A 20271-nucleotide genomic window follows, 5' to 3' on the forward strand; every position below is an offset into this window, starting at 1 on the left:
GAACCGCTCATGCGCGCAGCTGTCGTCAGCCAGTTCAATCAGCCCCTCACCATCGAGGAGCGACCGATCCCCTCGCCGGGACCCGGGCAGGTGCTCGTGCGGCTCGAGGCGTGCGGGCTGTGTCACACCGACATCCACGCCATCGACGGCGATTGGCCGGTCAAACCGACCCTCCCGTTCGTTCCCGGTCACGAAGGCGTGGGGATCGTGGAGCGTCTCGGCGACGGGGTGACCTCGCGCACGCTGGGACAACGCGTCGCGCTGCCGTGGCTCGGCCACGCCTGCGGCGAGTGCCGCTATTGCGTCGACGGCCGGGAGAACCTGTGCGAGCAGCAGTACAACACCGGCTACTCCGTCGACGGAGGCTACGCCGAGTTCGCGCTCGCCGACGCCCGGTTCGCGGTGCCGGTCCCCGACGATGTCTCTCCGATCGACGCAGCGCCGCTGTCCTGCGCCGGCGTGACGACCTACGCGGCGGTCAAAGCGGCCCACGTCGTGCCGGGCGAGCGTGTCGCCGTCTTCGGCATCGGCGGCCTTGGCCACCTCGCGGTGCAGTACGCCCGGCTGGTCGGCGCGCAAGTCGTCGCCGTCGATGTGGACACCGACAAGCTCGAACTCGCGGTCGAGCTCGGGGCCGACCACGCGATCGACGCGCGGGATGTCGACCCTGCCACCGTCCTCCACCATCTGGGCGGGGCCGACGTGGCCATCGTGCTCGCGGTGGCCCCCGGCGTCTTCGATCAGGCCTACCGTTCGCTGAACCGCGGCGGCCGCCTCGTGCTGGTCTCGCTCCCCGCGGGCGGGACGCTCACCGTCCCGGTGTTCGACACCGTGCTCAAGGGGATCTCGATCATCGGATCCATCGTCGGCACCCGGCAGGATCTCGCCGAGGTGTTCGCCCTCCATGCCGTCGGTCGCACACGCGTCATCGCGTCGCGGTACGACATCCGCGACGTCAACCGGGCGGTCGCGAGCGTACTGGCCGGCGAGGTTCCGGCCCGGGTGGTCTTCGTCTACGACTCGGACCTGCCCGTCGAGGCGGGGAGCAGAACGCGGCGGGTTCCCACGACGTCGAGTGACCGGCGGCCGAGCCCGAGCGGCGGGACTTTCGCCCCTCGTGACCGCGGCGGATCGGCTCCAGTCTGTGGGTATGAACTCGAAGACCGTCACCCATTCCGCAGAGGATCTCAAGATCCGGCACGACGTTCAGTCCGAGCTGGGCTGGCAGCCCGGCCTCGACGATCCGGCGCACATCGGGGTCGCCGTCGACGGCGGCATCGTGACGCTCACCGGCGAGGTGGGGTCGCTCAGCCAGCGCGCCGCAGCCGTCACGGCCGCCCAGCGGGTGGTCGGCGTCAGCGCCGTGAACGACGAGCTGCACCTGCGCCGCATCCTCGGCGAGCCGGAAGGGCTCGAGCTCGCCAAGGCCGTGAACGACGTCCTGCGCTGGTCCTCCGGGATCCCGGAGGACCGGATCCATCTCGAAGTGCAGGGTCGCACCGTGATCCTCAGCGGTCTGGTGGAGTGGAACTATCAGCGCACGGCAGCAGCGAAGGCGGTGCGGAGGATCGACGGCGTCCGCGCCCTGGACAACCGCATCCAGCTCACCGGCCGCCCGGACGCGCAGGATGTGGAGCACCGGGTACGGGAGGCGATCATCCGCAATGCCGCCCTCGACGCCCGCAACATCGTCGTGAAGGTCGACGGGACGGAGCTGACCCTCACCGGCAGCGTGCGCTCGTGGATCGAGAAGCATGAGGCGGAGCTGACGGCCTGGTCGTCCCCGAATGTGACGCACGTCCACAACCGTCTTGTGGTGCATCTCGGGGACGGAAGCTAGCCGGCCTCAATACGACACGCTGTTCGTGTCGCGGCCGCGATGCTCGATGTGTGCGTCCGAGCCGGGGAAGACGATCGTGGTGCGGCCGTCCTCCTCCCACTTGACGACGTACGGCGGTGCGCCGTTCTCGCCGTGGACCTCCTCGATGTAGCCGACCCGCGCCGGCTCCTCGAGACGGCTCGATGCGATGACCAGGAAGTCTCCTGCGTGCGCCTGCATTCCACTCAGCTCCTCCGCGGCAGCCCGCCGTCGGCCGGGCGCCTCGATGGCTGAGGCTACGCCGCGCGCGGAGTCCGGGTGCGGGCCTTTGGTCCCCTCACCCGGAACATTCGTGCCGAATGTGCACTCAGCCGCGAGCTTTCGCGACATTCGGCACGAATCGCCCTACGCCTCCGGTCGTCGCAGTACCAGGAACCGCACCCCGTACGGCCCGATGCTCAGCGGGAAGCTGCTGAGGTTGTCGACCGTCGAGATCTCGCTGTCATCCCCCGCGTCGATGACGGTCGCGCCGAGGGGCAGTGCGTCCGACCGCACCGTCCCGTCCACAGCCTCCGCGCTCATGTTCAGCACCGACAGCTGCACGACCGGCAGGCCGTGCTCGTCCAGCGTCTCGAGTTCGTGCACCAGCACCAGCATCCCGGGGTGCGCGACATCGGGCACGTCCACCTGTCGCGCGGTCGCGATCCCGTAGCGGGAGCGGATGCGCAGCAGGTCGCGCAGCCCACTGGCGAAGGAGTCCGGACGGGCGAGCTGGTCCGGAAGCGTGCCGTACAGCGAGCGGGCCCGCGGCATCCCGGACGCCGAGCGCTCCTCGTCCGGCGCGATGCCGAGCAGGTCGTGGGCGCCGCGCTCGATCCAGCGGGTGTCGCCGTCGGCGATCAGGTCGGCGACCAGCTCGCGGGGAGGGTGAGCGCGCCGAGCAGGTCCCAGCCCGACAGCGCGAAGACGCCCGGCTGCCAGGCGTTGAACGCGGCGAGCAGCAGGTGGGCGTCGCGGATCGCCGGGACATCCGCCTCCGTGATGGAGTCGAGCGTCGCGTGGCCCTGCGTCGCGGCGATGAGGGAGGCCGTGGTGCAGGCGATCCCGTTCGTCGTGAAGACCAGGTTGTAGTCGGCGGTGGGGGCGGTCAGCTTCTCCACCAGCTCCGACCGGATCAGCTCGGCCAGCTCGCCGCCGGGCAGCTCCTCGTACCGGAACGGGTACAGGTCGTTCTTGTGCAGGGTCGCCCAGTGCACCAGCTCGTAGGTCAGCTCGTCGTGGTTCTGGAGGCCGTGCACGAGGCTCGCCGGTTCCACCCCGAGCTCCAGCGAGGTGCGGAGCGTGAGCCGCAGGAACTCGGTGTCGCCGGTCGCGAGCGCGTGGTGGTACGCGGGGCGGTTGATGAAGTCGTAGGACAGGTCCGCGCCGACCGCGCCCGTGTCGCGGATGTCCTCCACCGTCAGGTTGAGCTCCTGGAAGGTGAAGCCGCCGACCTTGCGGACCATGCCCGCGATGACGTGGTTGGCCGCGTGCGAGAGCGGGTGGCCCTCCGACCAGGCCGGGAGGCCCTCCGCGCTCTTCTCGACGCCGAGGAAGCCGTTGGCGTCCAGTCGCAGCGCGCTCGTGCCGAGGTCGCCCAGCGAGTGGAGGGCGTCGCCGATGACCAGCCGCATGCCCGAGAACGTCGGGTCCAGCCAGTTGACCGACGGCTGCCCCTCCTTGAAGTAGTGCAGGTAGACCCAGCGGCGGGTGACGCCGTCGACGCCGACGACCGGCGCGGTGACGCTCCAGTTGGTCTCCTTGACGCCGGGCGCGTAGAAGATGACGCGCTGAAGCTCCCCGATGATGTACCCGCGCTCGGCCAGGGCGGACTCCGTCGCCAGGTCGAGGTTGACCGAGTCGCGGTGCTCCGGCACCTCGGGCAGCAGGTGCCACTCCTCCGGCGGGATCTCGACCATGTGGTAGATGCCGGGGTAGTCCTTGTACGCCATCTCGGCGAGGCGGAAGTCGGCGCCCTTGCCGGTGTGGCCCGGCACGATGTCGTCGATGACGACGCCGCCGTGCTCCTCGGCGACGTCGGTCATCCGCTGGAAGGTCTCCTCGTCGCCGAAGATCGGGTCGATCTGGGTGCCGATCCGGTCGAAGTGGCCGTCGACGCTCGGCGTCTCCTGCCAGCCGCGGATGCCGCCGGCGCGCTTGACCGGGCCGGTGTGCACGCCATTGATGCCGATCTGCTCGAACACGCTCCACAGCTCGGGGTCCGCGAGGGCGGCGAGGAAGCTCTGGTCGCTGCGGGTGATGAGCGAGATCGGGTAAGCCGTGAACCAGACGTCGGAGGTCGACACCGCGCGGCGGGCGTCGGGCCGCGCGTACGGGTTGCGCCACATGCTCGGCGAGCCGGAGAGCTGGCGGCTGAGCACGTCGGCGTCCTTCAGCATCGACTGGCGGACCAGCCACTGCACGTAGGCGGGGTTCAGTCCGTTCGCGGCGCGCGGGTCGGAGACCGTGCGGCGGATCGCGCCGCCGCGCAGGTTGGCGCGGGGCCGCAACCGGCGCGGCCGGGCCGGGTAGAGCTGTTCGTCGTAGGTGATCCCGGTCTCCGGGGAGTCCGCCTCCTCGGTTTCGAGACCCCCGGCCTCGAGTTCGGTGGTGTCGGGCTCGGTGCTGTCCGTGATTCGGGCGGTTCCGATCGGCTCGTCCATCTGCTCTCCTTCCGGCGACTGCCACCGTATCCCAGCTTGGGGAATTGATGACGTGCTCACACGATCCGTCCGGCAGGAACTGATTATCGTAGGGAGCGTGCCGCACGACCTGAGCTCCCGCGCCGACGTCGAGCGTCTGGTGATCGAGTTCTACCGCCGTGCCTACGCCGACCCGCTCATCGGCCCGATCTTCACCGACATCGCGAAGATGGACCTGGAGGCGCACCTGCCGATCATGTGCGACTTCTGGGAGACCGTGCTCTTCCGCGCGGGCGTCTACCGGCGCAACGCCCTCCAGGTGCACAGCGACCTCCACGCGTTGTCGCCGCTGCTGCCGGAGCACTTCGAGCGCTGGCTGCTGCTCTGGAACGGGACGGTCGACGAGCTGTTCGCAGGGGAGAAGGCCGAGCTGGCGAAGCTCCAGGCCGAGCGCGTCGCCGCCTCGATCGGGCGGCGGCTGGCGGGGTCCTCCGGCAGCGGGTTCGAGACGATCGCGACCCGCGCCGACGCCGGCGCTTGACCGCCCCACCGCCGTCTCCGTAGAGGGGTCGCAACACGCCGTGACGCGCACGCGGTAACGGCGTGTTGCGACCCGTGTGCGTGCTTGTCCGAGGGGCGTCCTCAGCGGACCCCGACCCACGGAACGCGCACGGCCTGCGCGTCCTCACCGTCCCGGACGCCCTCCGGCGGCACCACCAGGATGCCGCTCGCGCCCGCGAGCCCGCGCATCATGGCCGCCCCGCGCCAGGCCGCGACGACCGCGCGACCGTCGGCCTCCGTGTAGGGCACGAGCACCGTCGACCCGGGCCGCCCGTCGACCGTGGCGCCGCGCACCGTCCGCACCGGCTCGGGTTCCCGTCCAGCGAGTCCGGCGAGCAGAGGCTCCACGAGCGTGATCGCCGAGACCATCGCCGCGAGCGGATTGCCCGGGAGCGCGGCGACGAGCCCGCCGTCCGGCAGTTCCGCGATCCGCGTCGGGCCGCCCGGCCGCATCGCCACCCCGTCGACCAGGAGTCGCGCGCCCAGCGCGCGCAGTGCGTCCCGCAGGTGGTCGGCCGACGACGCACCGGTGCCCCCGGTCGTCACGATCAGCGCCGCGTCGGCGTCGCGCAGCGCGGCGACCGTGTCCTCCAGCCGGTCGGGCACGCGGGCCGTGCCGGTCACCCGGCCGCCGAGCATCCCGACCAGGGCCGGGAGCTGCACGGCGAAGCTGTCGCGCACGCGGCCGGGAGCGGGCACTCCGGAGGTCACCACCTCGTCGCCCGTGAACACGAGCGCGACCGACGGGAGGGCCGCCACGAGCAGTTCGTCGGCGCCGGTGGCCGCGGCGAGTGCCACGTGCGCCGGGTTGAGGAGAGCGCCGGCGGCGATCAGCCGCTCCCCACTGAGCGCCTCCGTGCCCGGCCGCCGGATGTGGTGACCCCGCCGCGGCTCGCCCGCGACGGTCGAGCGCAGCGCACCACCGGAGACCTCCCCGCTTTCGCTGCGCAGCACGGCGAACGCGTCCGCCGGTACGAGGGCCCCGGTGACGATCGGGCTCGCCTGGCCGCGAGAAGGGGAGCCCTCCACCAGCGTCCAGGGGCCGACGCCGGCCACCAGCCAGCCGTCCATCGCCGCCGAGGCGAAGTGCGGGAGGTCGATCGGCGTCACGAGGTCCGCCGCCAGCCGCCGTCCGATCGCGGCGTGCAGCGGGACGCTCTCGGGCGGGAGCGCGGTCCCCGCTGCCGCGGCGATGGCCCGCGCCTCGTGCCAGGTCGGCCGTCCGCCGTTCCCGGTCACGGTGCCGGCCCCGCTCACCGCGTCATGCCCATTCGCGATCCTCTTCCCGCAGTATTCGAATGACCCACTGCGGGCATTCCGTTCCGGTCTCACGCTACGCCGTGATAAGCCTGGAGCATGAGTCGCACGACATCGCGAAAACAGATCACGCGCATCGTCGTCGGCGAATCGCGCAGCCGCCGGGAGGATGTGCTCGCCGTCGAGGAGCCGCTTGAGATCCGGGTGGCGGGAACGCCGCTCTCGATCACCATGCGCACGCCCGGCAGCGACTTCGACCTCGCCGCCGGCTTCCTCGTCTCGGAGGGCGTGATCTCGCACGGCGACCAGCTCGGCGCCATCCGCTACTGCGCGGGCGGCACGGTCGACGGCGAGAACACCTACAACGTCCTCGACGTCACTCTGGCGCCCGGGGTCCCGCGGCCGGACGCGAGCCTCGACCGCAACTTCTACATGACCAGCTCCTGCGGTCTGTGCGGCAAGGCAAGCATCGACGCCGTGCGCACCCGCTCCGCGTATCCGGTCGACGCCGACCCGGTCGCGATCACCGACGAACTGCTCACCACGCTGCCCGACCGGCTGCGCGAGGGGCAGGCGATGTTCGAGAAGACCGGAGGCCTGCACGCGGCGGCGCTGTTCGACGCCGCGACCGGCGCGCTGCTCGTGCTGCGCGAGGACGTGGGCCGGCACAACGCGGTCGACAAAGTCGTCGGCTGGGCGCTCAAGGAGGGCCGCCTCCCGCTGAGCGGGACCGTGCTGATGGTGTCGGGCCGGGCCAGTTTCGAGCTCGTGCAGAAGGCGTCGATGGCCGGCATCCCGATCCTCGCGGCGGTCTCGGCGCCGTCGTCGCTCGCGGTCGACCTCGGCCGGGAGCTCGGCCTCACGGTCATCGGGTTCCTCCGCGGGTCGTCGATGGTCGTCTATTCGGGCGGCGAGCGGATCATGGTGACGGAGACACAGCAGAAAGCGATGGCCTGATGCACGACACGGACGTCAACCCCGGCAACGAGTACCCCGACCTGGAGGTCGGCCCCAACAAGAAGTGGGCCGTCGGCGTGCCGGCCATCCTGCACTCGATGGAGCCCGCCATCCGCGACATGGGACCGGCCCGCACCGCGAAGCTGATGACGGCCATCAACCAGAAGAACGGCTTCGACTGCATGAGCTGCGCGTGGCCCGACCCGGGCGACCGCAACATCCTGGAGTTCTGCGAGAACGGTGCCAAGGCGGTCACCTGGGAGGCGACGCCGATCACGGTCCCGACCAGCTTCTGGGCTGAGAACTCGCTGACCAGCCTGCTCGACAAGTCGGAGTACTGGCTCGGGATGCAGGGCCGGCTCGTGGAGCCCGTGCACAAGCCCGCCGGCGCCGACCATTACGAGCCGATCGGCTGGGACGCGGCCTTCGCCCTCATCGCCGACCGCCTGAACGGCCTCGCGTCGCCCGACCGGGCCGCGTTCTACACCAGCGGCCGCACCGCGAACGAGACCGCGTTCGTCTACCAGCTCTTCGCCCGCGCGTTCGGCACCAACAACTTGCCGGACTGCTCGAACATGTGCCACGAGTCGACCGGCACGGCGCTCGGCGAGACCATCGGCATCGGCAAGTCGACCATCGCCTACGACGACTTCGGCAAGGCCGACCTGATCGTCGTGATGGGCCAGAACCCGGGTACGAACCACCCGCGCATGCTGACCGCGCTGGAGGAGGCCAAGCGCAACGGCGCGACCATCGTGGCCGTCAACCCGCTGCCGGAGGCCGGGCTGATCCGCTACAAGAACCCGCAGAAGCCGCGCGGCATCATCGGCAAGGGCACGCAGATCGCCGACCACTTCCTGCAGATCCGCTCGGGCGGCGACATGGCGCTGCTTCAGGCCGTCTCGCAGCGCGTGCTGGAGGCCGAGGACGCCGCCCCCGGCACGGTCCTCGACCATGACTTCCTCGCGAAGCACACTCTCGGGCTGGAGGAGTTCCGGGCGCACATCGCGACCCTCGACGACTTCACCGTCCTGGAGGCCACCGGGCTGACCCGGGAGGAGATCGACCTCCTCGCGGACCTCTACATCCGCTCCGACCGGGTCATCATCACCTGGGCGATGGGGCTGACGCAGCAGAAGAACGCGGTCGCGACGCTCAAGGAGCTCATCACGCTGCTGCTCCTGCGCGGAAACATCGGCAAGCCGGGCGCCGGGGCCTCTCCGATCCGCGGGCACAGCAACGTGCAGGGCGACCGGACGATGGGTATCTGGGAGCAGATGCCGTCGGCGTTCCTCGATGCGCTGCAGGCCGAGTTCGGCTTCGACCCGCCGCGCGCACACGGCTTCGACGCCCTGCAGACGCTCGAAGGTCTCCAGCGCGGCGACATCGACGTGTTCTTCGCGATGGGCGGCAACTTCGTCGCCGCGATCTCCGACACCGCCGCCGCCGAGGCGGCGATGCGCGGCGCAGGCCTGACCGTGCAGGTCTCGACCAAGCTGAACCGTTCGCACGTGGTCACCGGCGAGGAGGCGCTGATCCTGCCGACGCTCGGCCGCACCGAGGTGGACCTCCAGGCCGGCGGCCCGCAGTTCCTGTCGGTGGAGGACAGCGTCTGCGCGGTCCACGCGACGCACGGCAAGGTGCCGCCGGTCGCGCCCGGGCTGCTGTCGGAGGTGGCGATCGTCTGCCGGCTCGCGCAGGCGACGCTGGGCGGCACGCACGGGATCGACTGGGCGGGCTTCGAGGCCGAGTACGACGTCATCCGCGACCACATCAGCCGCGTCGTCCCCGGGTTCGGGACGTTCAACGCGGACATCCGCCGCAAGGGCGGTTTCGTCCTCCCGAACGGACCGCGCGACGAGCGCCGCTTCGACACCGCGACCGGCAAAGCGATGATCACGGTGAACGAGCTGGAGCCGCTGGAGCGCCCGGAGGGCCGGCTGATCCTCCAGACGCTGCGCTCCCACGACCAGTTCAACACGACGATCTACAGCCTCAACGACCGCTACCGGGGCATCAAGAACGGCCGCGACGTGATCTTCGTCAACCCCGACGACCTCGTCGAGCTGGGCCTCACGGACGGCCAGCGGGTCGACATCCACAGCGAGTGGCCGGACGAGGTCGACCGCGTCCTCCCGAACTACCGGGTGGTGTCGTACCCGACCGCGCGCGGGTGCGCGGCGGCTTACTACCCGGAGGCGAACGTCCTCGTGCCACTGCAGAGCGCGGCGACCGGCAGCAACACCCCGGTGTCGAAGGCGGTGATCGTCCGCCTGGACCCGGTGGCCTCCTGACGCCGAGGGGCATGTAAACGCCCCTGAACGCGATTTGTAGGGGCGTTTACGTGCTCCTCGACAGAGGAAACAGGGGTATGAGTGGAGGCATGTCGTTCATGCAGGAAGACACCCCCGACAACCCCGCAGGCTGGGCCACCGACCCCGGCGCGCTCGTCTACGGCCTGGATCTCTCCCGCTTCGCCGACAGCGACGGCGACGGGTTCGGCGACCTCCCCGGCGCGACGGCCCGCCTCGAGTACGTGGCGTCCCTCGGCGTCACCTGGATCTGGCTGCTGCCGTTCTACCCGAGCGAGCGTCGGGACAACGGCTACGACGTGGACGACCACCTCGCCGTGGATCCGCGGTTCGGCGACCTGGACGACCTGCGCGCTTTCCTCGGCCGGGCGCACGACCTCGGAATGCGCGTGCTGATCGACGCTGTGCCGCATCACACCTCCGACAGGCACCCGTGGTTTCTCACCGCGCGGGAGGACACCGACGGGCGCGACGGGAAGTTCTTCGTCTGGAGCGACGACGACTCCACGGAGCCGGGAGACCATCCGATGTTCCCGGGCGAGGAGGAGAGCGTCTGGACCTTCGACGAGCGCGCCGGGCGGTACTACCACCACCAGTTCTACTCGTTCCAGCCGGACATCAACGCCACCGATCCCGACGTCTTCGAGGAGCTCGTCAAGCTGCTCGACCACTGGCTCGGTGTCGGCGTCGACGGCTTCCGCATCGATGCCGCCCTGCTGCTCGTCCAGGGCAAGGGCCGGCCGGACACCGATGTGGACGACGCCGTGTTCTTCGATCGGCTGCGGGCGCGGCTGCGTGAGATCCGGTCCGACGTGGCGCTCGTCGCGGAGGCCTCCGAGCCACCGGAGGCGATGGCCGCGCTGATCGAGAACGACCGCTTCGACGCGGTCATCGACTTCAGCCTCAACAACGCGACCTTCCTCGCCCTCGCGCGCGGGCAGGCGCAGCCGATCGTGGACGCGCTCCGCCGGCTCGACCAGAACATCCCGGCCGAGTCCCGGCTCAACTTCATGCGCAACGCCGACGAGCTCGACCTGTCGCTGCTGAGCGACGACGAGCGCCAGGAGGTGTTCGCGGCGTTCGCGGGCAGCGACGGCGCCCTGATCTACGGTCGCGGTATCCGGCGCGGCTGGGCGCCCATGCTGCAGCCCGCCGAGCGGGTGCGGATGTCGCTGAGCCTCCTGCACGCCCTCCCCGGCGTGCCGCTGCTGCAGGCCGGCCAGGAGCTGGGCCCGGGCGACGACCTCTCGGTGGAGGGACGCGGCGCCGCGCGAACGACGATGCAGTGGGACGGCACGGCGTGGGGCGGCTTCACGACGGCCGCCGAGTCCCCGCTGACGCTCGGCGCGCAGGTGGACGGCCCCTTCGGCTTCCGCACGGTCAACGCCCGGGCACAGGAGGACGACGCCCGCTCGCTGCTGTCGCTCGCCCGCGACCTCGCCCGGGTGCGACGCGAGACGCACGCCGCGGCCGCCGGCTGGACGACGGTGGACGTCGGGGATCCCGCAGTGCTGGCCTTGCGCCGCGACGGCGTCGTGACGCTGCACAACCTGTCCGGCCGGGAGGCGACCGTCGATGTCGGGGAGGGGCACGTCGCCCTCCTGGCCGATGGCTGGGACACGGGCACGCTCGCCCCGTACGGGTTCGCGTGGCTGGGGACCGCGTGACTTTGGTCCCTATCGGCTCCGTCCCCCGCACGGCATCGTTGCCGCATGAGCACGGCGAACACGGAGGACGCACACCACTCGTCGCCCTTCACACGGGACGACTTCGCGGCCGTCCCGTACCTGCGGCACGATCAGTTCATCTCGCTGATCCACTGGACGCTGGTCGACGGGGACTGGCACTACACCACGATCCTCGGCCACTATCTGCACCGCGACGAACGCTACTGGTACCTCCGGGTGCGGGGTGCGAACACCCGGCTGGACCGCACGGAGTGGGCCATCTTCAGTTGACCGGCCCCGCCTGATCCCGGTCCGGCCGCGCCCGCTTCAGGTAGCTCCGCGACCGTGCCACCTGATGCTCCAGCGCGTCCACCGTCTGGGACATGCTCGTGATCGCCTGCCCCCGGTAGACGTCGATCCCGTCCATCGTGGCGAACACGTCGTCGAAGGCACGCTGCAGCACCTGCGCGTCGACGGCGGAAGTCGTCTGCTCCTTCTGGATCTGTTCCGTCTGGTCGCGCAGCACCTCGCCGGTACGGCCGATCAGGGCGTTCGTGCTCTGGTGGAGCGCGCCGAGCTGGTCGATGACGAGGCGCTGGTTCTCCAGGGCCTGTGCGACGACGACGGCCGTGCGCAGCGCGGAGACCGTCGTGGTCTTGGCCCGCTCGACGCCCTTGATCAGCTCGACGTTGTTCTTCTTGATCACGTCGAGGGCGAGGTACGCCTGCACGGACACCGCGATCTGGGTGGTGAGGTCCTGGCGGCGCTGGCGGATCGGGAAGAGCGCCTCCTTCTCCAGCGTCGTCGCCCGCAGCGGGTCGGTGAGGCGCAGGTCCTCGGCGCGCTCCACTGTCGCGCGGTCGAGCGCGGCGGCCAGGGTGACGTACTCGTTCAGCCGTTCGGTGGTCTTCCAGAGCGCTGCGCGCTCGTTCTCGATCTCCTCGTTGTCGCGGCGCAGCCACTGCTCGCCGTGGTCGAGGGAGACGACGATCTGGTCGAGTTGCTTCTGCGCCGACTCGAACCGCTCGACGTACTTGCGGAGGCGGCGTCCGCCGGGCATCCGCGCCAGCATCCGGTAGCGCCCACTGGTGTGCTGCGGATCGAAGTCGCTCACCGTCGCCCGCAGCGCCTGGAGGGTGCGGAGGACGCCGTATTGGGGGTCTGTCCGCACCGCCTTGCCGCGCGCTGCCGCCAGGGCGGTGGCCGGTCGGCTCAGGAGCTGCCGGGAGGCCTCGCTCGACTCCCGCATCTCCGAGTCGCCGAGGCGGGAGAAGCCCGTGATCTTCCGGCGGAAGGCCTCACTGTCGGGCTCGGCGGCGGCCAGGTCGCGGATCCACTCGCGCGCGCGGGACTCCAGCTCGGCCCGCCGCTGCGGCGAGACGCTCATCATTCCCATCGCCCGCTCGTCGGGGAGCTCCGGAACAGCCTCGGGCGGATGAAGCTCGTCTGCCGGATCCGCGTCCATGTCGTTCTCCTCCCACCAGGACCGCAACCCCTCCAGGGTAGGCCGCGCACCTGCGTGAACGGTACGGCCCCGTCCGCTGGCAGCCTCCGGCGTTCCGGTGGGATACTCGCGGCATGGGCAGCACCACCACCGACCGCGCGTCCTTCTTCGACGGGCTCGCGGCCGAGTTCCTCCAGCACTACACCCGGGGTCCGCGGTTCATCGCGGTCACCGGAGTCGCGGGCGCCGACCTCCCCGCAGCGGCGGACGCGCTCGCCGACGCCCTCCGCGCGTCGGGCCAGGAGGTCGAGCGCACCCACGCGACGGCGCACGTCACCCCCGACGCGCTCCGCAGCGAGGTCGTCACGCCGTTCCGCGCCGCGGAGCCCGACGGCGTCCTCGTCGTCGACGGCCCGGGCCTGCTGGGCGAGCACCTGCGCGGGTTCTGGAACTTCTCGGTCTGGATCGAGCACGACCCGGAGCGCGACGCCGACTGGTCGTTCGTGGCCACCGGACGCAAGGACCCGCTGGGCGCGCCCAGGGAGGTGGCGTCGGTGCTGTTCGACGACGCCGACCCGGAGCGGCCGCGGCGGCTGTTCGCCGACTCCTGCTGAGCTCCGCTCCGTCCGGGTGGCGCGGCCCCGACACTCCGCGCAATCGAGCACCCTGCCAGGTCCCGCCGCCGGCACGGGTTAGAGTTGGCCGCTGGGGGGACCGACGCATCGAACGGATCGAGGCCCCCGCATGCCACGTCAGGAGCGCGCCGAGCGCAGCCGCGCCAGCATCCTCGAGGCCGCCGCGGACGAGTTCGACCAGCACGGCTACGCGGGCGCCCGGCTCGAGCGGATCGTCGAGCGCACCGGGCTGACCAAGGGCGCGGTGTACTTCCACTTCCGGTCGAAGCTCGACCTCGCGAAGGCGCTGGTCGTGGAGAAGTACGGCAACTGGCCGGCGATCGTCTCCGACGTGGACGCGAGCGGCCTTCGCGGTGTGGAGGCCGCGGCCGAGCTGACCAGGCGGGTCGGCGCCGTGTTCGCGTCCGACGTGCGGGTGCGGGCGGCGATGGCGCTGTCGCAGACCATCCTCCCGCCGGATCCGGACGCCGACCCCTACGACCACTGGGTGGGCGTCGTGGCGGCCTACCTGGAGCAGGAGGAGGACGCGCTGCCGCAGGGGCTCACGCCGCGCGAAGTCGCCGTGGTGGCCGTGCAGGGCTTCTTCGGCGCCTACATGATCGCGGCGGAACGCGGGCGCCTCGACGAGCTCCCGGCCGACATCGAGCGGCTGTGGGGCGCGCTGGGCGCGCTCGCCGCGAAGGGCGCCTGAGCAGCGTGTCGAGCGCGTCGCGCGGGAGGGTGCTCAGAGCGCCGTGAGCTCCTCGCGCACGAACCGCGCGAACTGCTCCGCCGCCGCCGACTGCGAGCGGGTGCGGTTGCGGGCGAGGCCGATGACGCGCTCCGCCTCATCGGCGAGCGGCACCGCCACGATCCCCGGCTCCGCAGGCGTGTCCGGGATGAGCGCGACGCCGACGCCGTCGCGCACCAGCGCCCGAAGTGTCGACAGCTCGGTCACCTCGATCACCGGCGCCAGCACCTCGCCGTGCGCGGCGAAGTAGGCGTCCGCGATCGTCCTCAAGCCCGACCCCGGGCGCAACGCGACCAGCTCGGCCGAGGTCAGGTCCGCGAACGCGGCCTCTGTGCGGGCGGCGAGCGGATGGCCCACCGGCACGCCGAGTACCAGCCGCTCCGCGGTCAGCGGCACCCACTCGATGTCGGCGTCGCGCGGATCGGGACTGAGGAACGCCAGATCGGCCGAGCCCTCGCGCAGCGCGTCGAGTACCGTGTCCGCAGTCCCGCCGCGCAGGGCGAAGCGGATGTCGGGGAACAGGCTGCGGTACTCGCTGACCACCCGGGGCAGCAGCCAGCTCCCGAACGATGACACATAGGCGAGGGACACGATCCCGGCCGCCGGATCGCGGAGGGCGTCGATGCGGGCGCGCGCCGTCTCCAGTTCCGCCTCGGCCCGGGACGCGTGGGCCAGCAGGATCTCGCCGTACTGGTTGAGCTCCAGGTGGCCGCGGCGCCGGTCGAACAACTCGACGCCGGCCTCCGCCTCCAGACGGGCGAGGGATCGCGAGAGGGTCGACTGCGAGACCCCGAGCGTCTCGGCGGCCAGCGCCAGATGGCCCTCCGCCGCCAGCGCCCGGAAGTGGGCGATCTCGTCGATCCGCATGCACACCATCATGGCCCACCCGCGCGGCCGGCGCCGGGAGGCCGCCGCGCCTGGACGAGCCCCGCGGCCGTGGCAGTGCTCAAATGAGCGGTCTACCCCCGTTCAAGTTTTCTGTACGTTCACACACGAGACAGTCCGCGGTTCTCTGCGATTTCTCAGGTGACCGCGGGCTCGCACGAGTTCCCCTTCCCGACCGAGGAGAGAAATGTCATCCAGATTGCGCACCTTGTGGCGCGCTGCCACCGCCGTGGCCGTCGGAGCGGGCCTCGCCGCCGGCTCCCTCGCCGCGACTCCGGCCTTCGCCAGCACCGACGGCACCGGTGTCGTCATCAACGAGGCGTACCTGTCCGGCGGGAGCGCCGGCGCCGCCTACGCCAACAAGTTCATCGAGCTCTACAACGCGGGCGACCAGCCCGTGGCGCTGACCGGCTGGAGCGTGCAGTACCGCTCCGGAGCCGGCACCGGCGCCGCGAACGGCGTCGTACCGCTGAGCGGCACGATCGCCGCCAAGGGCTACTACCTGGTCGCCGGGTCCTCCAACGGCACCGCCGGCGCCGCCCTCCCGACCCCGTCGGCACGCAGTACGCCGGCCAGTGGGTGTCGGTGTGGATCTCCGGCAAGGCCGTCGGCGGCGGCTGGATCCAGGTCCCGGCGGACGGCGACCTTCGCCTGACGATGCCGAACCCGCTCGCCAAGGGCGATTACGCCCTGTCGGCGCAGGACAGCAGCGGGGCCGTGATCGGCTGGAACGACCTGAAGATGTCCAACGGCAAGGCCGTCGGTCACCAGCAGTAAGGTCCTGACGAACGACCGCCGGGTGCGCACGCCGCACCCGGCGGTCGCTCGTCTTTTCCACCGCGCATTCGTGACGAATCGCGTGAATCCGCGCCGCTTTCGCCACATTCGGCACGAATCGCGCGCCAGATTATTTTGCGTCACACCTGGAAGTACAACTCCGTGTGCAGCTTGCACCCCGGGTTGAACGCCGCCCCGCACTCCGGGCAGGAGTCGGTCTCCAGGTACTCGGCGATCGTCAGCGTCGCCGTGCACACACCGCACAGCACGGCGCGCCGGCCCCGGTCGGCGACCGGCCACTGCCGGGCCGGATGGCCGGCGGTCTCCGCGTGGCAGGCGTGGCACGGGTAGAACTCGCCGCAGCAGGCGAACCGGATCGCGATGACATCGAGCGGTGTCCGGTAGTGGATGCAGCGGGTCTGGTCGTCCACGGTCGGGCCGAGCACCCGCGGGCCGCCGTTCATCGCACGCCTCGCGCCGTCAACGCGTCGCCCAGCTCGTCCGCGTGTTTGAACGCCACCACCAGGAACGGCACGGCGAACGCCCGCAGTCCGGCCCGGGCGCCCCGCGCGCGCTGGGCGTCGCGGACGTCCCGCGCCAGCCCCGCCAGCACCGGAACCGTGCTGAGCGTCACGGTCAGCAACAGCGCGGTCCGGGCTGGGTCGATCCGCAGCGCCGCCAGCGGTCGCAGGCCCCGCTCGACGGCGTCGAGGAGGTCGGCGACCCGCGTCGTCAGCACCAGCAACGCGGCGAGCACGACCGCGGACGCCACGCGCGCGGTGTTCGCGACGGCGGGCTGCGGGCCGAGGAAGAGGAGTTGGCCGGCGAGGGTGATCACGATCACCCAGCGTATGGCGAGCAGCTGACGGGCGAGCTCCCGCATCCCGAGCATCCCGTCGCCGAGGCCCGCGAGGGCGTAGGCGACCACCGGCAGCACCGCGGCGACCGCAGCAGCGACCCACGTGGAGGGCAGCAGCGACACGGCGAGCACCGCCGCGAGCACCAGCAGCAGCTTGGGTCCCGCCGGCATCCGGTGCAGCAGCCCCGACCCCGGGCGGTAGAGCGTCAGCACGGGAGGCTGCCCTCGGCGAGCAGGCGCTCGTACGCCGCGACAACGTCCGCGGGCTCGCCGACCGCGGCCGCCGTGCCGCCCGCGAAGAGCACCGCCGTGTCGCAGCGGGCGGCCAGCCCGAGGTCGTGCGTGACCAGGACCAGCCGGTGCCCGGCGTCCTCCAACAGGTGGTCGGCGACGCGCCGGGCGTTGCGCGCGTCCAGGTAGGCGGTCGGCTCGTCCGCGATCACGAGCTCCGGGCGCCGCACGAACGCGCCGCAGAGCGCGAGAAGCTGCTTCTGGCCGCCCGAGAGGTCGTGGGAGGGCCGGTCCGCCAGCTCGGTCAGGCCGAAACGGTCGAGGGCGTCGGCGACCCGCGCCGCCGTGGCCTCCCGTCCGAGCCGGTCGGCGCGGAGCGAGAAGGCGACGTCCTCGGCGACCGTCGGCATGATGATCTGCGCGTCCGGGTTGCTGAACACGACCGCGATCCGCCGCCGCAGCTCGCCGGCCTGGCGGGCGGGGTCGAGCCCGAGGATGCGCAGCTCGCCCGCGGAGGCGGCGACCAGTCCGCCCAGGAGCCGCGCGAAGGTGGACTTCCCCGACCCGTTCTCGCCGATGACCGCGATGGTGCGCGCGTCGAGGTCGAGGGTGACGTCGTGGAGGGCGTCGACGTCGCCGAGGCGGACGCCGACGCCGTCGAGCTGGAGGGCGCTCATCGCACCACCTCGAACACCGCGGCCACACCCAGGCCGCCGCCGACCGAGGCCGCGGCGACGCCGAGCGTCCCCGCCGGCGCCCCGCCGCGCACGAGCCGGCTGAACAGCCGCACCACGGCCACGGCCCCGCTCGCGCCCCACGGGTGGCCGAGCGCCAGCGCACCGCCGTCGGCGCACACCCGGGGATCGTCCTCCGCCACGCCCACGCGCTCCAGCACGGCGATGCTCTGCGACGCGAACGCCTCCACCAGCTCGAACGCGGCGGCCTCCTGCGCGGTGACCCCCGCGCGGGCGAGCGCGGCACGGATCGCCGGCGCCGCCCCGATCCCGGGCAGCGCCGGGTCGCAGCCGACGATCGCGGACGCACGCACCGCGAGTCCGGGACCGGTGCCCGCCGGGGCCACCACGACCGCCGCGGCGCCGTCTCCGATCCGGGTCGACGTCGCCGCCGTGAGCGCACCGCCGGGGAACAGTGCGGGCAGTCGGCTCAGCAGCCGCTCGGCCCCGCCGATCGCGTCGTCCTGGTCGAGCCCCGCCAACGGCACCAGCTCGTCCGAGAACCGCCCTGCGTCCAGCGCGGCGCGCGCCCGCTCGTGGCTGCGCGCAGCGTGCGCGTCGAGTCGCGACCGCGGGATGCCGTCGTGCGCGGCCAGATCCTCCGCGGCCCGGACCATGTCGGGATCCGGGAAGCCTTCCGGCGCGAACGGCGCTCGGGCGTAGGCGACCCCGTCCAGCGAGCGGACGGGTGCGGTGGAGGCGCTCTCCACGCCCCCGGCGAGCCGTGGCCTCGGGTCGCCGGCCCGGATCGCTGCGGCCGCGTCCAGGATGGCCGCGAGTCCGCTCCCGCACTGGCGGTCGACAGTGCCGCCCGGGATCGCGGGGTCCAGCCCGGCGGCGAGGGCGGCGACACGCGCCGGGTTGCCGCCGGGACCCATGCAGTTGCCGAGCAGGACGTCGGCGACCTCGATCGGCGCCCCCGTCGCGCCGGCGGCGTCGTCCAGCGCGGCACGCAGGACCGGCGCAGCCAGCTCCTCCACGCGCAGGCGTGCCAGGGCGCGGCCGCGGGTGCCGACGGGGGTGCGGCGGGCGGCGATGATGACGGCGGTCTCAGCGTTCAATCGCCTGCACCTCTCCCGCCAGCACACGCCGCACGGCCTCCGCACGCGCCGGTTTCCCCGCGGCGGTCCGCGGCAACTCCGCCGCGTACCAGCGGCGCGGACGGTGGGCGGGCGCGAGGCGCTCCGCGGCGGCCGCCCGCAGCGTCGACAGCGGCGGGAGGCTGCCGTCCGGCTCCACGAGCGCGGCGACGAGCGCCCCGACCCGGCCGGTCGGGAGACCGAACACGACCGCGTCGCGCACGCCGGGCACCGAGCGCAACGCGGCCTCGACCTCGTCCGGCACGATCGTGGCGGACGCGCTGAGGATGGCGCCGTCCGCGCGGCCCAGCAGGCGGACGCGCTCGCCGCCGTCCGCCGTCCGCACGAGCTCGGCGCGGTCGCCGACCGTCGCCCAGGCGCCGTCGCGGCGCAGCGGGCCGGGCGCACCGGCGTAGCCGCGGGCGACGTAGGGCGAGTGCACCCACAGCTCGCCGTCGCGCACGCGCAGCTCGACGCCGGGGAACGGCTCGAGCCCGTGGCCGTGGTCGACGGCCACGAACGACAGTTCCGCCGCCCCGTAGTAGGCGGTCACGCGCATCCCCTCCGCCTCGGCCCAGGCCCGCAGCGCCGGGTCGAGGTGCGACCCGCCGACCAGCGCGGACCGGATGCCGCGCGCGGCACCCGACTCCAGCAGCCGGCGCAGCGACTCGGGTGTGCCGTGGAAGCAGTCCGCTGCGGCGCCGACGAGCACCGCCTCCGGGCCGCCGTCGAGCGCGTGCGCGAGCGAGAACAGGGTCAGCGACGATGACGCGGGAGCCGGGAGGGCGACCGCCCGGCCGTCGCCCAGCAGTTCCGTCACCGCCTCGAACGACGCGGCCCACGACTCATGGGTGCGCAGCACGATCCGCGGCGGACCGCTGCTGCCGGAGGTCAACGTCGCCCAGCCGATCCGCTCGGACCCGTCCCGGGCCGCCAGGTCGGCGTGCGACGCCGCGTCGACGGCCGCGGCCAGGTGCGTGGCCGGACGTCGACCGTCGACGACGAGCGGGACGAGGCCGGACGACCGCGCCTCCCGGAGCCTGTCGAGCAGGGCCGGGTCGTCGTCGCGCAGCGGGACGATCGGGCTCATGCGGCCCGAGTGTCATCCCGACGGGGAGCCGGAGCCCACGTGCGCCGGAACGCCCGCGGGTACGCGCGGACCAGCGTCGCCACGATCGCGGTCGCGAGCACCGCCTTGATGAGGTCGCCCGGCACGAAGCCGAGGCTCAGAAGGGCGGTCTGGCCGAGCGGCAGCCGCAGGACGAAGCTCTGCACGGGGATGCCGAACGCGTACACGACGCCGATGCCGCCGACGACGACGCCGAGGAACGTGCGCCAGACGACGGGCTTGCGGTTGCCGGCGTGGACGATGAGGCCGATGACCGCGGCGCCGGCGATCCAGCCGAGCGCGTAGCCGGCCGAGGGCCCGACGAAGACGCCGATGCCGCCGCGGCCGCCCGCCAAGAGGGGAGCCCGGCAGCGACGAGGGCGAGCAGCACGGTCATCGACACTGCGCCGAGCCACGGTCCGAGCAGCGCGCCCGCGAGCATGACGCCGAGCGTCTGGGCAGTGATCGGCACCGCGCCAAACACGGTGAAGCCGCCGGGGAGGCCGAGGACGGCGACGATCGCGGCCATGACGGC

The 20271-nt window shown here is 72.3% G+C and carries 18 protein-coding genes and 3 pseudogenes; 10 read left to right on the plus strand and 11 right to left on the minus strand.

The genetic code is table 11. The annotated features are described in order from the left end of the window. Nucleotides 1-9: 9 nt before the first annotated feature. Together ACRAWC_RS16850 and ACRAWC_RS16855 are read left to right on the plus strand one after the other, a co-directional pair. A pseudogene (locus ACRAWC_RS16850) lies at nt 10-939 on the plus strand (alcohol dehydrogenase catalytic domain-containing protein); the annotation flags it as partial. A 211-nt stretch (nt 940-1150) separates the two neighbouring features. Continuing rightward, the gene (locus tag ACRAWC_RS16855) at nt 1151-1840 is read left to right on the plus strand and encodes a BON domain-containing protein (protein WP_431348758.1); all 690 of its coding nucleotides are present in this window, start codon (nt 1151-1153) and stop codon (nt 1838-1840) included. A gap of 6 nt (nt 1841-1846) precedes the next feature. Here the strand turns inward: ACRAWC_RS16855 and ACRAWC_RS16860 are convergent, their stop codons facing one another. Further along, complete coding sequence (locus ACRAWC_RS16860) at nt 1847-2059, minus strand: DUF1918 domain-containing protein (protein WP_431348759.1); 213 nt, start codon at nt 2057-2059, stop codon at nt 1847-1849. Between the two features lie 165 nt (nt 2060-2224). Next, a pseudogene (gene treS / locus ACRAWC_RS16865) lies at nt 2225-4521 on the minus strand (maltose alpha-D-glucosyltransferase). A 97-nt stretch (nt 4522-4618) separates the two neighbouring features. Here treS and ACRAWC_RS16870 point away from each other — a divergent pair. Further along, nucleotides 4619-5041, plus strand: a complete 423-nt coding sequence (locus ACRAWC_RS16870; protein WP_431348760.1) for a group III truncated hemoglobin — start codon at nt 4619-4621, stop codon at nt 5039-5041. 101 nt (nt 5042-5142) lie between these two features. On the opposite strand, the gene ACRAWC_RS16875 is transcribed toward ACRAWC_RS16870, so the two are convergent. Further along, the gene (locus ACRAWC_RS16875) at nt 5143-6318 is read right to left on the minus strand and encodes a molybdopterin molybdotransferase MoeA (protein ID WP_431348761.1); all 1176 of its coding nucleotides are present in this window, start codon (nt 6316-6318) and stop codon (nt 5143-5145) included. 99 nt (nt 6319-6417) lie between these two features. Here ACRAWC_RS16875 and fdhD point away from each other — a divergent pair, with 99 nt between their 5' ends. From fdhD to ACRAWC_RS16895, 4 genes are all read left to right on the plus strand, one after another. Continuing rightward, the gene (gene fdhD, locus ACRAWC_RS16880) at nt 6418-7275 is read left to right on the plus strand and encodes a formate dehydrogenase accessory sulfurtransferase FdhD (protein ID WP_431348762.1); all 858 of its coding nucleotides are present in this window, start codon (nt 6418-6420) and stop codon (nt 7273-7275) included. Continuing rightward, the gene (locus ACRAWC_RS16885; protein WP_431348763.1) at nt 7275-9569 is read left to right on the plus strand and encodes an FdhF/YdeP family oxidoreductase; all 2295 of its coding nucleotides are present in this window, start codon (nt 7275-7277) and stop codon (nt 9567-9569) included. The genes fdhD and ACRAWC_RS16885 overlap by 1 nt, the downstream gene beginning before the upstream one ends. An 89-nt stretch (nt 9570-9658) precedes the next feature. Continuing rightward, entirely contained in the window at nt 9659-11254 is a 1596-nt protein-coding gene (locus tag ACRAWC_RS16890; protein WP_431348764.1) for an alpha-amylase family glycosyl hydrolase, read from the plus strand. A gap of 45 nt (nt 11255-11299) precedes the next feature. Next, on the plus strand, nt 11300-11545 hold the full coding sequence (locus tag ACRAWC_RS16895) for a hypothetical protein (protein WP_431348765.1): 246 nt from the start codon (nt 11300-11302) through the stop codon (nt 11543-11545). Here ACRAWC_RS16895 and ACRAWC_RS16900 read toward each other — a convergent pair. Continuing rightward, the gene (locus ACRAWC_RS16900; RefSeq protein ID WP_431348766.1) at nt 11538-12719 is read right to left on the minus strand and encodes a toxic anion resistance protein; all 1182 of its coding nucleotides are present in this window, start codon (nt 12717-12719) and stop codon (nt 11538-11540) included. The two genes, ACRAWC_RS16895 and ACRAWC_RS16900, sit on opposite strands and share 8 nt — an antisense overlap. Nucleotides 12720-12832: 113 nt before the next feature. Here ACRAWC_RS16900 and ACRAWC_RS16905 point away from each other — a divergent pair, with 113 nt between their 5' ends. Together ACRAWC_RS16905 and ACRAWC_RS16910 are read left to right on the plus strand one after the other, a co-directional pair. Further along, complete coding sequence (locus ACRAWC_RS16905) at nt 12833-13312, plus strand: hypothetical protein (RefSeq protein WP_431348767.1); 480 nt, start codon at nt 12833-12835, stop codon at nt 13310-13312. A gap of 130 nt (nt 13313-13442) precedes the next feature. Further along, nucleotides 13443-14024: a TetR family transcriptional regulator gene (locus ACRAWC_RS16910; RefSeq protein WP_431348768.1), complete on the plus strand. Its 582-nt coding sequence runs from the start codon at nt 13443-13445 to the stop codon at nt 14022-14024. Between the two features lie 33 nt (nt 14025-14057). Here the strand turns inward: ACRAWC_RS16910 and ACRAWC_RS16915 are convergent, their stop codons facing one another. Next, nucleotides 14058-14930, minus strand: a complete 873-nt coding sequence (locus ACRAWC_RS16915; RefSeq protein WP_431348769.1) for a LysR substrate-binding domain-containing protein — start codon at nt 14928-14930, stop codon at nt 14058-14060. Between the two features lie 205 nt (nt 14931-15135). Between ACRAWC_RS16915 and ACRAWC_RS16920 the strand changes: the two genes are divergently transcribed. Further along, nucleotides 15136-15603 (plus strand): lamin tail domain-containing protein, encoded by a 468-nt coding sequence (locus ACRAWC_RS16920; protein ID WP_431348770.1) that lies wholly within the window; start codon nt 15136-15138, stop codon nt 15601-15603. Between the two features lie 262 nt (nt 15604-15865). Here the strand turns inward: ACRAWC_RS16920 and ACRAWC_RS16925 are convergent, their stop codons facing one another. From ACRAWC_RS16925 to ACRAWC_RS16950, 6 genes and pseudogenes are all read right to left on the minus strand, one after another. Next, nucleotides 15866-16189 carry a CHY zinc finger protein gene (locus tag ACRAWC_RS16925; RefSeq protein ID WP_431348771.1) on the minus strand — a complete coding sequence of 108 codons (324 nt, stop codon included), beginning with the start codon at nt 16187-16189 and terminating at the stop codon, nt 15866-15868. Next, nucleotides 16186-16797: an energy-coupling factor transporter transmembrane component T gene (locus ACRAWC_RS16930; protein ID WP_431348772.1), complete on the minus strand. Its 612-nt coding sequence runs from the start codon at nt 16795-16797 to the stop codon at nt 16186-16188. Before ACRAWC_RS16930 ends, ACRAWC_RS16925 begins: the two co-directional genes overlap by 4 nt. After that, on the minus strand, nt 16791-17492 hold the full coding sequence (locus ACRAWC_RS16935) for an energy-coupling factor ABC transporter ATP-binding protein (protein ID WP_431348773.1): 702 nt from the start codon (nt 17490-17492) through the stop codon (nt 16791-16793). The genes ACRAWC_RS16930 and ACRAWC_RS16935 overlap by 7 nt, the downstream gene beginning before the upstream one ends. Continuing rightward, nucleotides 17489-18610 (minus strand): thiolase family protein, encoded by a 1122-nt coding sequence (locus ACRAWC_RS16940; protein WP_431348774.1) that lies wholly within the window; start codon nt 18608-18610, stop codon nt 17489-17491. Before ACRAWC_RS16940 ends, ACRAWC_RS16935 begins: the two co-directional genes overlap by 4 nt. Beyond that, entirely contained in the window at nt 18600-19718 is a 1119-nt protein-coding gene (locus ACRAWC_RS16945; RefSeq protein ID WP_431348775.1) for an AMP-binding protein, read from the minus strand. Before ACRAWC_RS16945 ends, ACRAWC_RS16940 begins: the two co-directional genes overlap by 11 nt. Next, nucleotides 19715-20265, minus strand: a pseudogene (locus tag ACRAWC_RS16950) (biotin transporter BioY). Before ACRAWC_RS16950 ends, ACRAWC_RS16945 begins: the two are co-directional and overlap by 4 nt. Nucleotides 20266-20271 lie beyond the last annotated feature (6 nt).

This window comes from Leifsonia sp. L25, from assembly GCF_050632895.1.

What these genes read in the sequence shown, in the direction of transcription:
- ACRAWC_RS16890 (WP_431348764.1), top strand. Translation starts at nt 9,659, where the DNA reads ATGTCGTTCATGCAGGAAGACACCCCCGACAACCCCGCAGGCTGGGCC.
- ACRAWC_RS16900 (WP_431348766.1), bottom strand. Translation starts at nt 12,719, where the DNA reads ATGGACGCGGATCCGGCAGACGAGCTTCATCCGCCCGAGGCTGTTCCG.
- ACRAWC_RS16920 (WP_431348770.1), top strand. Translation starts at nt 15,136, where the DNA reads ATGTCATCCAGATTGCGCACCTTGTGGCGCGCTGCCACCGCCGTGGCC.
- ACRAWC_RS16910 (WP_431348768.1), top strand. Translation starts at nt 13,443, where the DNA reads ATGCCACGTCAGGAGCGCGCCGAGCGCAGCCGCGCCAGCATCCTCGAG.
- ACRAWC_RS16935 (WP_431348773.1), bottom strand. Translation starts at nt 17,492, where the DNA reads ATGAGCGCCCTCCAGCTCGACGGCGTCGGCGTCCGCCTCGGCGACGTC.
- ACRAWC_RS16945 (WP_431348775.1), bottom strand. Translation starts at nt 19,718, where the DNA reads ATGAGCCCGATCGTCCCGCTGCGCGACGACGACCCGGCCCTGCTCGAC.
- ACRAWC_RS16905 (WP_431348767.1), top strand. Translation starts at nt 12,833, where the DNA reads ATGGGCAGCACCACCACCGACCGCGCGTCCTTCTTCGACGGGCTCGCG.
- ACRAWC_RS16885 (WP_431348763.1), top strand. Translation starts at nt 7,275, where the DNA reads ATGCACGACACGGACGTCAACCCCGGCAACGAGTACCCCGACCTGGAG.
- ACRAWC_RS16925 (WP_431348771.1), bottom strand. Translation starts at nt 16,189, where the DNA reads ATGAACGGCGGCCCGCGGGTGCTCGGCCCGACCGTGGACGACCAGACC.
- ACRAWC_RS16855 (WP_431348758.1), top strand. Translation starts at nt 1,151, where the DNA reads ATGAACTCGAAGACCGTCACCCATTCCGCAGAGGATCTCAAGATCCGG.
- fdhD (WP_431348762.1), top strand. Translation starts at nt 6,418, where the DNA reads ATGAGTCGCACGACATCGCGAAAACAGATCACGCGCATCGTCGTCGGC.
- ACRAWC_RS16895 (WP_431348765.1), top strand. Translation starts at nt 11,300, where the DNA reads ATGAGCACGGCGAACACGGAGGACGCACACCACTCGTCGCCCTTCACA.
- ACRAWC_RS16860 (WP_431348759.1), bottom strand. Translation starts at nt 2,059, where the DNA reads ATGCAGGCGCACGCAGGAGACTTCCTGGTCATCGCATCGAGCCGTCTC.
- ACRAWC_RS16915 (WP_431348769.1), bottom strand. Translation starts at nt 14,930, where the DNA reads ATGCGGATCGACGAGATCGCCCACTTCCGGGCGCTGGCGGCGGAGGGC.